This is a genomic window from Acinetobacter sp. 24-47-67 (assembly GCF_056779735.1).
On the sequence record NZ_JBWYIK010000004.1, the window covers coordinates 168,967 to 183,816 of the forward strand.

The 14,850-nt window shown below is 39.0% G+C and carries 14 protein-coding genes; 5 read left to right on the forward strand and 9 right to left on the reverse strand.

Annotated features, from left to right (window positions below; translation table 11 throughout):
* Positions 1 to 2 precede the first annotated feature (2 nt).
* Together rsmD and mrdA are read right to left on the reverse strand one after the other, a co-directional pair.
* Complete coding sequence (rsmD, locus tag AC1M9K_RS07570; protein WP_035268497.1) at positions 3 to 554, reverse strand: 16S rRNA (guanine(966)-N(2))-methyltransferase RsmD; 552 nt, start codon at positions 552 to 554, stop codon at positions 3 to 5.
* Positions 555 to 2,708 carry a penicillin-binding protein 2 gene (gene mrdA, locus AC1M9K_RS07575; protein ID WP_481588924.1) on the reverse strand — a complete coding sequence of 718 codons (2,154 nt, stop codon included), beginning with the start codon at positions 2,706 to 2,708 and terminating at the stop codon, positions 555 to 557.
* 236 nt (positions 2,709 to 2,944) lie between these two features.
* On the opposite strand from mrdA, the gene AC1M9K_RS07580 reads away from it, so the two are divergent.
* From AC1M9K_RS07580 to AC1M9K_RS07595, 4 genes are all read left to right on the forward strand, one after another.
* A complete protein-coding gene (locus AC1M9K_RS07580; RefSeq protein ID WP_035268492.1) occupies positions 2,945 to 3,460 on the forward strand; it encodes a hypothetical protein in 516 nt (171 codons plus the stop codon).
* A 64-nt stretch (positions 3,461 to 3,524) separates the two neighbouring features.
* Positions 3,525 to 4,841: a DUF445 domain-containing protein gene (locus tag AC1M9K_RS07585; RefSeq protein ID WP_035268489.1), complete on the forward strand. Its 1,317-nt coding sequence runs from the start codon at positions 3,525 to 3,527 to the stop codon at positions 4,839 to 4,841.
* A gap of 75 nt (positions 4,842 to 4,916) precedes the next feature.
* Entirely contained in the window at positions 4,917 to 5,576 is a 660-nt protein-coding gene (adk, locus tag AC1M9K_RS07590) for an adenylate kinase (RefSeq protein ID WP_481588925.1), read from the forward strand.
* A gap of 75 nt (positions 5,577 to 5,651) precedes the next feature.
* Positions 5,652 to 5,804, forward strand: a complete 153-nt coding sequence (locus tag AC1M9K_RS07595) for a hypothetical protein (RefSeq protein ID WP_171076785.1) — start codon at positions 5,652 to 5,654, stop codon at positions 5,802 to 5,804.
* On the opposite strand, the gene nth is transcribed toward AC1M9K_RS07595, so the two are convergent.
* Complete coding sequence (nth, locus tag AC1M9K_RS07600; RefSeq protein WP_481588926.1) at positions 5,801 to 6,502, reverse strand: endonuclease III; 702 nt, start codon at positions 6,500 to 6,502, stop codon at positions 5,801 to 5,803. The genes AC1M9K_RS07595 and nth overlap by 4 nt on opposite strands.
* The gene (locus AC1M9K_RS07605) at positions 6,503 to 7,294 is read right to left on the reverse strand and encodes an RnfABCDGE type electron transport complex subunit B (RefSeq protein ID WP_481588927.1); all 792 of its coding nucleotides are present in this window, start codon (positions 7,292 to 7,294) and stop codon (positions 6,503 to 6,505) included.
* Between the two features lie 336 nt (positions 7,295 to 7,630).
* On the opposite strand from AC1M9K_RS07605, the gene gdhA reads away from it, so the two are divergent.
* On the forward strand, positions 7,631 to 8,974 hold the full coding sequence (gene gdhA / locus AC1M9K_RS07610) for an NADP-specific glutamate dehydrogenase (protein ID WP_035268479.1): 1,344 nt from the start codon (positions 7,631 to 7,633) through the stop codon (positions 8,972 to 8,974).
* Positions 8,975 to 9,025: 51 nt separating this feature from the next.
* Here the strand turns inward: gdhA and AC1M9K_RS07615 are convergent, their stop codons facing one another.
* The 5 genes from AC1M9K_RS07615 to AC1M9K_RS07635 form a co-directional block, all read right to left on the reverse strand.
* Positions 9,026 to 9,802: a DUF4377 domain-containing protein gene (locus AC1M9K_RS07615; protein ID WP_481588928.1), complete on the reverse strand. Its 777-nt coding sequence runs from the start codon at positions 9,800 to 9,802 to the stop codon at positions 9,026 to 9,028.
* A gap of 153 nt (positions 9,803 to 9,955) precedes the next feature.
* A complete protein-coding gene (locus AC1M9K_RS07620) occupies positions 9,956 to 10,732 on the reverse strand; it encodes a DODA-type extradiol aromatic ring-opening family dioxygenase (RefSeq protein ID WP_481588929.1) in 777 nt (258 codons plus the stop codon).
* A gap of 100 nt (positions 10,733 to 10,832) precedes the next feature.
* Positions 10,833 to 11,315, reverse strand: coding sequence for a 23S rRNA (pseudouridine(1915)-N(3))-methyltransferase RlmH (rlmH, locus tag AC1M9K_RS07625; protein WP_481588930.1), 483 nt, complete (start codon positions 11,313 to 11,315; stop codon positions 10,833 to 10,835).
* 156 nt (positions 11,316 to 11,471) lie between these two features.
* Complete coding sequence (gene lon / locus AC1M9K_RS07630) at positions 11,472 to 13,898, reverse strand: endopeptidase La (protein WP_481588931.1); 2,427 nt, start codon at positions 13,896 to 13,898, stop codon at positions 11,472 to 11,474.
* Between the two features lie 116 nt (positions 13,899 to 14,014).
* Entirely contained in the window at positions 14,015 to 14,629 is a 615-nt protein-coding gene (locus AC1M9K_RS07635; RefSeq protein WP_481588932.1) for a 5-formyltetrahydrofolate cyclo-ligase, read from the reverse strand.
* Between the last annotated feature and the right edge of the window lie 221 nt (positions 14,630 to 14,850).

The window sequence follows — 14,850 nt, forward strand, 5'->3', positions numbered from 1 at the left end:
GTCTAATCTATTTTTCGATAAAGGCCTGATTTAACTGTTCCAGCTTTAGTTTCTTTTATGAGGTGCCATGAAGAAGGTAGATTAAGTGATGACAATGGTTGATCGGCTTCGACATAAATAAATGCATCTGCTTTGAGTTTTGGGTCAATCAACGAAGCCAACTCCTCCCAAAGATTTAAACTATAGGGAGGATCTAAAAAAACTACATCGAATTGATTGTTTGAAAGTTGTTTTAGCGCGATTTGGGCAGTGCTTTGAATCAGTTTTGCATTATTCACATTTAAAAGCGCTAAGTTTGATTTTAAAAATTTATTTTGCTCTAAATTAGGTTCGATCATCGTGACATGAGCTGCCCCTCGAGATAGCGCTTCAAAACCTAATGCACCAGATCCAGCGCAAACATCCAGCACCTGCGCTTGTTGAATATCCCACATTAACCAATTAAATAAAGTTTCGCGTACACGATCTGGTGTTGGTCTTAAACCCTCAATAGTGGCAAAAGGTAATACACGGCGTTTCCATTCACCACCAATGATGCGGAGTTGATTTTTCATTTATTGACTCGTGTTACGTTGAGTGTCAGTGTTTGCATTCGTTGCATTCGTTGCATTCGTTGCATTCGTTGCATTCGTTGCATTCGTTGCATTCGTTGCATTCGTTGCATTCGTTGCATTCGTTGCATTCGTTGCATTCGTTGTATTCGTTGTATTCGTTGCATTCGTTGCACTGTTGCTGTTACGTGATGTTTGGAGTTCACGAGGAAGTGCATTTGGATCGGCTGACAAATTAGTAGATCCGCTAGGTAATTCACCAGGCTTAATGCCTGCTGTCATTAGGCCGCCACTGACAACATGATTCATCGGCTTTATTGGTTTACGATCACGATGGAGTAACCAATAATCCAATACAGGACGGGCGAGCGCTGTTGCTCCTGAACCTCCACGACCATTTTCCCATATTACTGCAATCGCTATTTCTGGATTGTCGGCAGGGGCGAAGCCTACAAATAAGCCGTGATCGAGTTGACGTTCAGTTAATAAAGCTTCGTTATACTTTTTACCTTGCGCAATACTCTTGACCTGAGCGGTACCTGTTTTACCCGCAATTTGATATTGCAGTCCACCACGAATCCCTTTACCTGTTCCAGATTGGATCACATCCACCATGGCATCACGCATCTTAATCCAATCTTCATCAGTACCATTGAAGGCAATTTTATAATCTGGTGCATTGTGGACTTTGAATTGCTTTGTTCCTTTGGTTTCACGTAATACATGCGGTGTAACATGGGCGCCATGATTTGCAGTAATTGCAGTTGCCATCGCAAGTTGCAAGGGGGTAGAAGTGAACGCACCTTGCCCAATACTGACTGAGATTGTTTCCCCTTTGAGCCATTTAGAATTGCGAGTACGCATTTTCCATTCTGGCGAAGGATACAATCCTGTACTTTCGCTAGGAAGGTCTACACCTGTTTTCTCACCAAATCCAAACTGACGCATCCATGTGTTCATACGATCGATCCCCATCTGGTAAGAAAGAACGTAATAGTAAGTATCACATGAGACAACAATGGACTTGTGCATATTGACTACACCATGCCCCGTTTTTTTCCAGTCGCGGAATTTGTGAGAATCTCCTGGTAAGTGGAAATAACCTGGATCTGAAATAGCAGTTGACCAATCGACAATACCGTAGTGAATACCCCCTAATGCAGCCATAGGCTTAATGGTAGAACCTGGTGGATAAGTCCCTTGAACTGCGCGGTTATACAACGGCTGATCTAAATTGTCACGCAGCGCACTATAGTCTGTATGACTGATACCAGTCACGAATAAATTTGGGTTGAAACTTGGACTCGAAACGAGTGCCAAAATTTCACCTGTACGTGGATCCATTGCAACAATTGCACCACGACGCCCCGCAAGTTGCTCAGCAGCTACTGTTTGGAGACCATAATCAAGTGATAAATAGAGGTCATTACCGCGTACAGAATCTTTACGCCCTAATTTCCGTAAGACATTACCGAAAGCATCTGTCTCAATAGACTCAAAGCCAGGTGAGCCATGCAACAGGTCTTCATAAAATTTTTCTACACCAATTTTACCGATCAGGTTTGTACCTGCGTAAGCATCTTTATCAATGCTTTTGAGTTCTTTATCGTTAATACGACCGACATACCCAATAACATGGGCAAATAATTCACCATGCGGGTAATAACGCGTCATTTGGGTTTCAATAGAAACACCAGGAAATTTAAACTTTACTTCACTAAATTTAGCGATATCTGTTTCAGTTAAGTTTAGTTTAAGCGTGACACGTTCAGTCTTTTTTGCGGTTTTCACACGACTCATGAAGCGTTCGATGTCTTCTTCGCTCAAGTCAATAATCTTTCTAAGGCGTTCTACTGTATCTTCAATATCAGGTACATCCGCTTTACTTAATGTAGCCGTAAAAACTGGATAATTGTCAGCCAGTAGAATGCCGTTACGATCAAAAATATAACCGCGGGCAGGGGAAATCGGTTGTAAACGAATTCGGTTTTTGTCCGATGCATCTTTAAACTGGTCGTAATGCACAATTTGCAAATAAGCATATCGAGACAATAGAACAATTAAAAAAAAGATTACCACGCAAATAGCAAACACCACTCGACTGCGAAAAATTCGCTTTTCTTGTTGTACATTCTTCAGTGGGAACTGCTGCTTCATAGATCTTTACTTTTTTGCGGGTAAAAGCTGACTTTATATCAAAGTATTTTAACTCAGATTAACTATAAAATTTGAAAAATTAATAAATAGTTCGTATGTTATAAAAATTAAAATTTGACCAAATAGACACTAATTTTAAAGCTTGTTGTATATAAGAACGAAAATTATTCTGTTAAAGTCGAAGCACTATGGATGAATAATAATATTGTTCTCAGTTTGAGAGAATGGAGAAAATAATGAGAAAAATCGTTTCCTTTGCTGTCATGATGTGGGTAGGGAACTTAGCATACGCAGATTTTTCATCGTTTTATCCTGAAGCAAAATTGAAACCAGAACAATTTTCTAAAATAAATGTGGGTGCTGGTGTTACACAACGGTTAGCGCATGGGAATTTAGAATACGTCACTCCATACGGTATTGGATACGGAAAGCTTGGCGCTTTCTTAAATGACGACCACGATGTGGGTGCTCAAGTCGGTTTTCGTTACCCAATAATTCTCGGAACTAAGGACTTAAATGGATTTTATTTAGGTGCATTTGCTGGTCATCTAAAATCAAAAACAGTCAATGGTGAAAAGGAATCTCAACTCGGTGGTGGTATAGATTTATCATATGTCATGCTGAATAAAGAAAGAATTAGTACATTTAGTGTAGGGATAAAAGCAGGAGAGGAAATCACGCAAGGAAACCAAGTGATTTTTGAAACCAAACCAGAACTACAGTTTGCTTACACCTTAAGTGTAGGATTTTAGAAAGCTTTATGGTTTTATACCTCAAGTTCGACTGCAATTAGATATATGAATATGAGAGTCATGAATGTTTGGATATGTGAGTGATTTGTGGCAAGCCTTCGTCAATCGACCTGATTTTTATGCAGTACTGAGTATTATCCCAGTAACCGCATTTGTGACTTGGGCTCACGTCTGGATGGCACTCAAGATGGTGTTTTATCCAATTAAGTTTTGGGGTTTTCACTTAGGTCCGCTTCCGGTGGGATGGCAAGGAATTGTTCCACGTAAGGCAGGACGTATATCGGGTATTATTACCGACAATACACTATCAAAACTTGGCTCCTTACGAGAGTTCTTAGATGCGATGGATCCCGAGGATACTGCTCGTATCATTGGTGAACAGGTTGGCTTTGAGTTAGAGCACTTAATTGATGAAGTGATGATGGATCGCAATGCGGTTCTATGGGAAAACTTACCTTACTCAATCAAGAGACGTATTTATGCGCAAGCACATAAGCAACTTCCAAATGTTTTGAAAGAGCTCGTAACCGAATTAACTTTAAATGTTGAGTCGCTCGTGGATATGCGTGCGATGGTAGTGAGTCAAATGGAAGGCGACCGTCAATTGATGGTCAATATGTTCCTAAAAGTGGGTCAAAAAGAAATTAACTTCATTTGGCATATCAGTGCATTAATCGGTATGTTCTTCGGTATCTTCCAAATGATCGTTTGGTTTGTGGTGCCTTGGCATTGGACTGTACCATTCTGGGCAGCAATTTGGGGCTTTTTAACAAATTGGATTGCAATTTGGATGGTATTTAATCCAGTTGAACCACACTATATACGTTATCCACAATTCTTTGAATTAACGAAAGATCGTAAATTCCCTTGGATAAAACCTGTCATTCCACGCATTGGTTCTTATAATATTCAAGGTGCGTTTATGAAGCGCCAAGAAGAAGTATCTGATGTATTTGCCCGTGTAGTGACTGAAGATTTGATTACATTGAAATCTATTATGATGGAAATGATGTATGGTGGAAAAAAAGACAAAACACGCCGTATTGTTAAACGTCATATCAATGAAATCATGGAAACACCATTGGTTCGTACATCATTACAGCTATCTTTAGGTCCAAAAGAGTATGCAAAACTCAAGACAGACTTGATCGATCGCTCAATTGAAATTACGATGGTGCCTGTATGCGACCCAGCTTTTAATGCGAGCCGCGCACAGAAAATCTATCAAATGTTTAAAGAACGTATCCGTGAATTAACGCCGCGCGAGTTTCAAAATCTATTACGTCCTGCATTCCAGGAAGACGAATGGATCTTAATTGTGCTAGGTGGGGTAACAGGTTTCTTCGCGGGTCTGATTCATTTATTTGTGGCTTTCTTATAAATAGATGCTGGATTGGTGCCTACCAAAGACATTAACCAAGTATCGTCGATATAGTTAAAATGAGGATGTTTATTTATGCGCATTATATTACTCGGACCACCTGGAGCAGGTAAAGGTACTCAAGCTCAGTTGATCTGCAAGCGCTACAATGTCCCACAAATTTCAACCGGTGATATGCTCCGTGCTGCAATTCGTGAAGGAACTGAACTCGGTCTACAGGCAAAATCTGTAATGGACAATGGTGGTCTAGTTTCTGACGAACTGATTATTGGTCTGGTTAAAGAGCGTATTGCACAACCAGATTGTGCAAATGGTTGTATCTTTGATGGTTTCCCTCGTACGATTCCTCAAGCTGAAGCTTTGGAAAAAGAAGGCATTGATATTGATCACGTGATCGAAATTGATGTGCCTGATGAAGAAATCGTTAAACGCTTATCGGGTCGTCGCCAACATCCAGCATCAGGTCGTGTTTATCATATCGTCTACAACCCACCAAAAGTGGAAGGCAAAGATGATGAAACTGGTGAAGATTTAGTTCAGCGTCCAGATGACCAAGAAGAAACAATTCGTAAGCGCTTGGCTTCGTATCATACTGAAACTGAACAGTTGGTTGGCTTTTACCAAGGGCGTGCAGCTTCAGGTGAAAATGCGCCAACGTATGATAAGTTGAATGGACTTCGTCCTATTGAAGAAGTTCAAAAAGAACTTTTTGCAATTTTAGATCAAACTAAATAACCATTTTCAGCTTTGACAAAAAAGAAGCCCTAAGTCATATTAGGGCTTCTTTTTTTATGATGTGAAGGTAAACAAGTGCAAAATATTGCCATTATTTTATTGATGCTTGCATGCTTGGCAGTATTGTCTTTTTTGGTATTTATAAGTTTTAAATTACTTCGCGATAGTCAAAAACAGATGAAATTAGATAAAGAGAAAAAAGATCAAAAAAAATCTCTTGATCGTTAAACCTGTTTTAAATCGATCTGTCTTGTCGCTCCATATTCGAAACGTTCAGGCCAGTTGCACACATCACTCACAACACACTCATTGCACTTTGGCTTCCGCGCAATACAGCAATAACGTCCATGTAAAATTAACCAATGATGAGCGTCTACAATAAACTCTTTTGGAATCACTTTAACTAGACAGTGTTCAACTTCGAGTACATTTTTTCCTACCGCAAGTCCAGTACGATTACCTAATCGAAAGATGTGGGTATCAACGGCCATGGTTGGTTGACCAAAAGCGGTATTTAATACCACATTTGCAGTTTTTCGACCTACGCCCGGAAGTGCTTCTAAATCAGCACGGTTGTGAGGAACAATACTGTTGTGTTGTTTAATCAATATTTCACAAGCTTTGATGACATTTTCAGCTTTAGAGTTATAGAGACCTATTGTTTTAATATAAGATTTTAATCCTTCTACACCTAAGGCATAGATTGCTTCAGGTGTGTTTGCTACAGGGAAAAGCTTATCTGTGGCCTTATTTACGCTTACATCAGTGGCTTGTGCTGATAAGGTCACAGCAACTAACAACTCAAAGGGTGAAGAATAATTCAGCTCTGTTTTAGGGTTTGGGCGTTGAGCTCTTAATCTTTCAAAAAAAATTTGAATTTGCTTTTTTGTCATGTTTTTTACAGTTTTAGGTGTTTTAACGTTCATTTAAACACCCTCAATTGAATTGAGTTTTTCATATAAAGTATTGAGTTGCTCTTGCTTATCGACACTCTGACGTACAGCAAGTTGTTTTTCAAGCTTTTTAATTTGTGTACGTAATTTGGCAAGTTCGATTGTAGATTTTGCATCTAATGTCTTATGAAGCGCTGTTTTTTTTATCGTTTGAATAGTAGGTACTGATTGTAATTGTTTTGAAAATTGAGCAAAAAGCGCAGTATCAATTTCAGCTTTAACGACAGGACCTTTGCGATGAAGACTGCGATTTTCCTCACGTTGAATATGAGCATAATAACGATTTCTAAGATCATTTTGTTCTAGGATGCGGGCTTGCTCATTTGGTATGGGCTGTAAATCTTCAACAAGATCGATACAGTCAACTGGACAAGGTGGTATACATAATTCGCATCCAGTACAAAGATCAGTTAACACAGTATGCATTAACTTTCCTGATCCAATGATGGCATCTACAGGGCAAGCACTGATGCATTTAGTGCAACCAATACACTCGTCTTCACGTATGATCGCTTTCATACGCTGTGGGCGACCATCAGATTGAATTGGCCAAACGCTTTCTTCAGCTTTAAGCTTAGGGCGATTCAGTAAGTGAGTAATTGCGTCAGCAACAGGTTGACCGCCAGGGACACATTTATTCGCGTCTTCTCCTTCTACAATAGCTTTAGCATAAGGTAAACAACCATCACGGTGGCCACATAGACCACATTGGGTTTGAGGTAGGAAAGCATCAACTTGTTGTATCAATGAGATTTGTGCGTGCATGTACATTAAAACTTAATCAAGCGAAAAGGAGATCATAGGTGCGAAATATGAATGATTTTAACATGATTAGTGTTAGTTTGGGGTGCGCTGTTATGGGTCATTTATCGCGCAATAAAAGCGCCGAATAAGTATTAATCCATAATTAAAAGTAATGAATTTGATAATTTAAAATTATTAAATACTATAATTAAGTAATTGAAATTAAAAAAATATTAAAAAAAATTATGAAAACTATTGTACAGTGCTTGTAAAAGATATTTAATACTTTGCGCCAAAACTTATCAATATATTGAAATTTTGACCAATTTTGATCCATTTTCTGCTGAGGATTAAGCGTTGAAATACAACAGCCTTAACGACTTCCTAGACTACGTTAAAACACGTGATGCACATCAACCAGAATTTCTTCAAGCTGTTGAAGAGGTGATGACAAGCTTATGGCCTTTTATTGAAAAGAACCCTAAGTATGCAGCTCATGGTTTATTAGAACGTTTAGTTGAACCTGAACGTGCGATTCAATTCCGCGTTTCTTGGGTTGATGATCAAGGTCAAACACACGTTAACCGTGCGTTCCGTGTTCAGTACAACTCAGCAATTGGTCCATTCAAAGGTGGTATGCGTTTCCACCCTTCAGTGAACCTTTCAATCCTAAAATTCTTAGGTTTTGAACAGACTTTCAAAAATGCGTTAACTACACTACCAATGGGTGGTGGTAAAGGTGGTTCTGATTTTGACCCTAAAGGTAAATCAGAAGGCGAAATCATGCGTTTCTGCCAAGCACTCATGATCGAGTTATACCGTCACTTAGGTTCTGACACAGATATTCCTGCGGGTGATATTGGTGTTGGTGGCCGTGAAGTTGGTTACATGGCGGGTATGATGAAGAAGCTCAGCAATGACACTTCATGCGTATTTACAGGTAAGGGTTTAACTTTTGGTGGTTCACTAGCGCGCCCTGAAGCAACTGGTTACGGTACAGTGTATTTCGCTGAGGAAATGCTTAAGACTCGTAACGACAGTTTCAAAGACAAGGTAGTTACAATCTCTGGTTCGGGTAACGTTGCACAGTTTGCTGCTGACAAAGCAATGTATTTGGGCGCAAAAGTTGTTTCACTTTCAGATTCAGCTGGTACTGTATACATTAAAGACGGTTTAACTCCAGAGCTTTTAGCTGAAGTAATGGAGCTTAAAAACGTTCAACGTGGTCGTATCTCTGAGTTTGCAGCGAAGCATGGTTTTGAATATCTTGAAGGGCAACGTCCTTGGGGTATTAAGTGTGATATCGCACTTCCATGTGCCACACAAAATGAATTAGATGCTGATGATGCGGATAAATTGCTTGCAAATGGTGTGATCTGCGTAGCTGAAGGCGCAAATATGCCTTCTACACTTGCTGCAGTTGAAAAATTCGTTGATGCAAAAATTCTATATGCGCCAGGTAAGGCATCTAATGCAGGTGGTGTTGCAACTTCTGGGCTTGAAATGTCTCAAAATGCGCTTCGTTTAGGTTGGTCTTTCGAAGAAGTAGATGAGCGTTTACATGCAATCATGAAAGAAATTCACCGTAACTGCGTAAAATTCGGTACTCAAGAAGATGGTACTGTGAATTATGTAGATGGTGCGAACATTGCTGGTTTCGTAAAAGTTGCTGATGCGATGTTAGCTCAGGGTGTATTCTAAGAATATATTCAAAAATAAAAAAACCGAGGCTTAGCCTCGGTTTTTTATTCTTTATAAAGAACCTTTTACAGCTTCACGCTCTACAGCCATATCAAAAATATAAGCATACTTTGATTGATCTGCAGCAGGGTTTTTAATTTCATAACGTTTTACACGAATGATTTGACGTTCATTCGGACTATGTGAAAAACCTTCAATTTGATCGTAGAATAAAGTCCAGTCTTTATCGACTTGCGTTTTAATACCACTATCGTTGTATTTTATTTCTCTGACTTGTAGACAAGTTTGGGGAGCTACACCTGTACATTGTTTAGTTTCTGGCGAAATTTCAAGAAATATGGTTTCACCTTGAGTTTTGTATTTGGTTTCAGGTGTCATTTTACCCGTGAAGATAATCTTTTCACCATTCGGCTGTACCAAAGTCAACGTTGGATTATCACGATCATTTAAATTAAGCACGAAAGGAACAGCAGCTTGGGAAAATAGATTTCCAGCAAAGCGTTCTTGTTCGGCAGCCAAACCATTACATCCCTTCATGGTAGATGCAAGTTGAGCAGCTACGATAGTATTGTTTTTTAGCTCAAACCCGCCAAATAAAGTATTGCAGCTCGTATGAATTGAAAGTTTTTTATCAGTGGTGAAGTTTAAAGTGATTGGTTGAGGCGCATTTTGTGGATTGGCTTGCCATTGGTATGCAGAGAGAGTTTGATCAGCATTTTGTTGTTGAAGCACAGACACAGCTAAATCCCCAGCTTTTTGTAGATCGGAAGTCTGACACGCAGCAAGTGTGATAGGCAAAATAGCCAAGGTAATTAATTTTAATTTCATAACAAGCTTTCTAAATTGTATTGATCCGAGGAAGGATAACGCAGGAGATCTAAAAAATTATGGATACATTCTGCACTTTTCAGTATCAAAATGTATCCATTGATCGATGATTATTTCGTGATGGTCATTTAAAAAATGATATTTTATTTTCTCTCAATCAAAGCGATAAATATCCATTCCTAAAGCACCCATGGTAAAACTACTATGTACAATGCTAAAACGATCACCAGTGCCCATAGAGAAAAATAAAGGTGCAAAGTGTTCTATCGTAGGGTGGTTACGATGAACAAAAGGAATCGTATTCCACGCTAAAATAGCAGGATAATCCGAATGAGTGAGCTGCTGCACCACGTAGTTTCTAAAAGTTGATGCCCATTCTGGAACTTCACTCGTTTCACCATGCCAAGCAAGCTCTCTTAAATTATGAGTAATGCTTCCCGAGCCAATTAATAATATTTGCTGATCTCTTAATGGAGCGAGAGCTTGACCAATTTTAAATATCTCTTCAGCAGACATCGTCATGGGTAAAGAGATTTCGACTACGGGGATATCAGCTTCTGGATACATATGTAATAAAGGCATCCATACGCCATGATCACGAGGTCGCGTGCTATTGGCATGTGCAGTAATTTGTTCCTCAGCGAATAAATTTAAAACTTGTTCAGCAACATCTGGAGCACCAGGGGCAGGATAGCGAATTTCATAGAGTGCATCTGGGAAACCTCGAAAATCGTGCCATGTTTCAGGTCTAGTCCCCGTACTTACTTCGAGTGCATTGCTTTCCCAATGCGCAGACATGACGATTATCGCTCTAGGTTTGGGCAAATTGAGACTCAAGCGATGTAAAGCTGGACCAACCTGTTCAGGATTCAAAGCCAGCATTGGAGAGCCATGTGAGATGAATAAGCCAGGTAGCGTTTGAATAGTCATGAGGTTGGTTCCATTCTTAGATGTATGAGGTGATCATCGCAAATTTTAGAAGTCAGAGTAACCATTTAAATTTGAACATCATGTTGCAAATTCGGAACGATTATCCAGCACGATGGTACGGATGGTTATGATTAATGCTCATGGCACGGTAAAGTTGTTCAATTAACAGAATGCGAACCATAGGGTGGGGTAGCGTTAATTTAGATAAAGACCAGTGCCAAGCAGCAGCTTTACGAACTGCATCAGAATGTCCATCAGGTCCACCAATCGCGAGCACAACATCATTCCCTTCAAGCATCCAACCTTTCATGGTTTCAGCTAATTTTTCTGTACTAAACTCTTTTCCTCCCACTTCAAGTGCAATTAAAAGTTCATTTCCTTTCAGTGCATTTAAAATGCTATCGCCTTCGATATTACGGTATTTAAAAATATCAGCTTCAGAGTCATTCTTTCCGCGTTTCGCCATAGGAAGCTCAACAATTTGAGTTTGTACAAAAGGTTGAATTCTTTTGAAATAATCTTCAAAACCAGTAAGAACCCATGCTGGCATTTTTTGACCAATGGTCAAGATACGAATTTTCATGAAAATGTGTCACTAGAAGTTTCACGATATTATACATTTCAAAGTGATGAATTTATAAAATCAAAAGTTAAAACATAATGAGTTGTTAAATTTGCATCCATTGATATCTTATAAAAAAAGAGAGCCTAAGCTCTCTTTCTTCAGTTAAAAGACCGATTAGTGTCGTGCAGATTTTGATTCGTCAACTGCTTTCACAATGGGTGTTTTGACTAATGGTTTAGGCATAGAGGTTAATGCTAGTGGTAAAATTTCATCAATTGATTTTACAACTTTGATATCTAAACCTTCTTTCACATTATCAGGAATTTCGACTAAATCACGTGCATTTTCCTGTGGAATAAAGACCATTTTTACACCGCCACGATGTGCAGCCAGTAATTTTTCCTTTAAACCACCAATACGCATTGCACGGCCACTCAAGCTAGTTTCACCAGTCATTGCAATATCAGGTCGAATCGCAATGCCAGTAAACGCTGAAACTAATGCTGTCGTCAAAGCAAGACCAGCTGAAGGACCATCTTTAGGCGTAGCGCCTTCAGGTAAGTGCACGTGAATATCGGTTTCTTCAAAGCGAGTAGAATCGATACCCAAAGCATCAGCTCGTGTACGCACTACGGTCATCGCTGCAGTAATAGACTCCTTCATAACATCACCTAAAGAACCAGTGGTTACAAATTTGCCTTTACCTTTCATTGCTGCAACTTCAATTGTCAGTAGTTCACCACCAACTGAAGTCCAAGCTAGACCATTAACACGACCGACTTGAGCTTCTTCTTCCGCCATACCAAAATCGAATTTATGCGGCCCTAAGTAGTCAGGTAGATTTGCCGAATTAACTTCAATTTGAAGATTTTTCGCTTTTTTACTAACCGCTTCTTTAACCACTTTACGGGCGATTTTAGAGACTTCACGCTCTAAACTTCGAACACCAGCTTCACGTGTATAGCGTTGTACGATATCTCGAATTGCTTCTTCGTGTACACTTAATTCCTTAGCACGTAAGCCATTATTCTTGATTGCTTTAGGTACTAAGTAACGCTCAGCAATATTGATTTTCTCTTCCTCTGTATAACCAGGAAGGCGAATGACCTCCATACGATCTAACAAAGCTTCAGGTATAGTCATACTGTTTGCAGTACAAATAAACATGACTTCAGATAAATCAAGATCAAGATCGAGATAGTGATCGTTGAATTTGTGATTCTGTGAAGGATCAAGCACTTCTAACAAGGCAGATGCAGGATCACCACGATGATCTTGAGCCATTTTGTCAATTTCATCGAGTAGGAATAAAGGGTTTTTTACACCGACTTTAGAAAGTGATTGCACAATCTTACCTGGCATCGCACCAATATAAGTTCTGCGATGTCCACGAATCTCAGCCTCATCACGAACACCACCAAGTGCCATTCGAACGAATTCGCGACCTGTTGCTTTAGCTACAGACTCACCTAATGAGGTTTTACCTACACCAGGAGGACCTACGAGACACAATACTGGTCCACGTAGTTTTTTTACACGTGACTGAACAGCAAGATATTCAACGATACGTTCTTTAACTTCATCCAAACCATAATGATCAGCATCAAGAATATCTTGAGCTTTAGCAAGATTGATACTTACTTTGCTCGCCTTATTCCATGGTGTATCTAAAATAGTTTCGATGTAATTACGAACTACGGCTGCTTCACTCGATGCAGGCTGCATTGCTTTGAGCTTACGGAATTCACCTTCTGCTTTTTTACGAACATGCTCAGGAAGATCAGCTTCAGCTAAACGTTTTTCAATCTCTGCGATATCATCTTCAGCACCGCCATTCATGTCAGAAAGTTCACGCTGAATAACTTTCATTTTTTCATTTAGAAAATATTCGCGCTGATTCTTTTCCATTTGACGTTTTACATTGTCATGTAAATTTTGCTCAATCTGTTGTTCTTCAGACTGTTGAAGCAAATAAGTCATTAACTCTTGTAAATGAGCTTCAAATTCATCGTGTTCGAGGAATTTTTGTTTCACTTCGATATTTAACGGCACGCGTGTTGCGACGAAGAACATGAGTTGCAATAAATCATCGATTTTATTTGCAGCATTAATTAACTCACGCGCATTACGTAGTTTTGCTTCAGCGTATTGGCTGAAAAGACCACGTAATTCTTCGAGGCGAGTTTGTTGAGTTGCCGATTCCATACGGATCGTCATTGGGCTAAGGCTGTGCTCAGCTTCTAAATAATCGTTTTGATCGTAAATATTAATCAATTTAGAGCGATAAATACCCTCGATTAAAACCTTAATGCAGTTTTCATCGTTCTCATGATTTACGACTTGCACAATCTTCGCGACAGTACCGTATTGATATAAATTGTCGTGATCAATTTCTTCTGTAAGAGAATCTTGTTGAGCTACTACAAAAACTAAATTGTCACTGTTACGAGCTACATCAACTGCTTTAATCGATTTTTCACGGCCGACAAAAAGCGCAATTTGCATGTGTGGATAAACCACAACATCACGCAAAGCTAATAGCGGTAACACGCTAGGGGTCTGAAGTTCTAAGTTTTCTTCATTCATAATAATATCAGTCATGAGCACTCCTAATGAGTGACAACGGTGTTGCCATATTTTTATAGTGATGTGTAATTTAAAAAATACAAGGGTGAAAATCGATAAAATTCGATTTATTTCTACTAATCTTGATAAATTCAGTTGGATTTAGGGTGAATTAACATTCTCCGTTTGAATTTTAATCGTTTTTTAGGGGTGATTAACTCATCTAATGGCTGATCCCAAGGCTGGCGATTTAAAGGATCTAAAATTAATTGAAAGTCATGCGCTAAACCGATGCGATAGGGGTGATTGCTCGCATGCTTTAACGTTCTATCATAAAAGCCACCTCCCATACCCATACGTGTTCCATGATGATCACACGCAACAAGGGGCATCAACAGTACATCAAGTTGTTTTACATTTTGCCCCAATCTATGCATAGGCTCATACATTCCCAATTTATGTTTAGTAAAACGTTTATTTAGATATTGATGCTTTGAAATTGGAACCCATTTTAAAGTTGAATCAAGTCTGGAGACTTTTGGGAGATAGACGACTTTATGCTTTGAAAAGCAATGCATGATTAGGATATGTGTTTGAACTTCACCGAATGCATCTAAATAAATCCCAATTTTTTGTGCAGATTTAAATTTAGAGTGAGATTGGATTTTTGACAAAATCTGAAAAGCAGAACGTCGTTGCGTAAAAATTGAGAGTTGTCTTCTACGAGAGCGTAGAGTTTTTCTTAAAAGTTGTGTCTGCAACTGCATTTCAAACTGTACCAATCTAAGTGCATGTGTAAGGGTAAGTAGTTTATCGATTTTTACTCAGGTTTAATCAACCTGATTTGAATATTTTCGATAGTATATTTTTCATTTACTCTAGGTGTAACAAATAAAAGATTGGGGTCAATTTAATTTTTAATTGAAGCCGATAAGCTGAACTCTATCAGATCAATGAAGCTCTGATCATAAAGAATAGAAAAGGGAAC

Excerpts from the sequence above, each read along its gene's own strand:
- lon (WP_481588931.1), bottom strand. The coding sequence starts at position 13,898 with ATGACTGATATTATTATGAATGAAGAAAACTTAGAACTTCAGACCCCT.
- AC1M9K_RS07615 (WP_481588928.1), bottom strand. The coding sequence starts at position 9,802 with ATGAAATTAAAATTAATTACCTTGGCTATTTTGCCTATCACACTTGCT.
- nth (WP_481588926.1), bottom strand. The coding sequence starts at position 6,502 with ATGAACGTTAAAACACCTAAAACTGTAAAAAACATGACAAAAAAGCAA.
- AC1M9K_RS07620 (WP_481588929.1), bottom strand. The coding sequence starts at position 10,732 with ATGACTATTCAAACGCTACCTGGCTTATTCATCTCACATGGCTCTCCA.
- AC1M9K_RS07580 (WP_035268492.1), top strand. The coding sequence starts at position 2,945 with ATGAGAAAAATCGTTTCCTTTGCTGTCATGATGTGGGTAGGGAACTTA.
- rlmH (WP_481588930.1), bottom strand. The coding sequence starts at position 11,315 with ATGAAAATTCGTATCTTGACCATTGGTCAAAAAATGCCAGCATGGGTT.
- mrdA (WP_481588924.1), bottom strand. The coding sequence starts at position 2,708 with ATGAAGCAGCAGTTCCCACTGAAGAATGTACAACAAGAAAAGCGAATT.
- rsmD (WP_035268497.1), bottom strand. The coding sequence starts at position 554 with ATGAAAAATCAACTCCGCATCATTGGTGGTGAATGGAAACGCCGTGTA.
- AC1M9K_RS07635 (WP_481588932.1), bottom strand. The coding sequence starts at position 14,629 with ATGCAGTTGCAGACACAACTTTTAAGAAAAACTCTACGCTCTCGTAGA.
- AC1M9K_RS07585 (WP_035268489.1), top strand. The coding sequence starts at position 3,525 with ATGTTTGGATATGTGAGTGATTTGTGGCAAGCCTTCGTCAATCGACCT.
- AC1M9K_RS07605 (WP_481588927.1), bottom strand. The coding sequence starts at position 7,294 with ATGCACGCACAAATCTCATTGATACAACAAGTTGATGCTTTCCTACCT.
- adk (WP_481588925.1), top strand. The coding sequence starts at position 4,917 with ATGCGCATTATATTACTCGGACCACCTGGAGCAGGTAAAGGTACTCAA.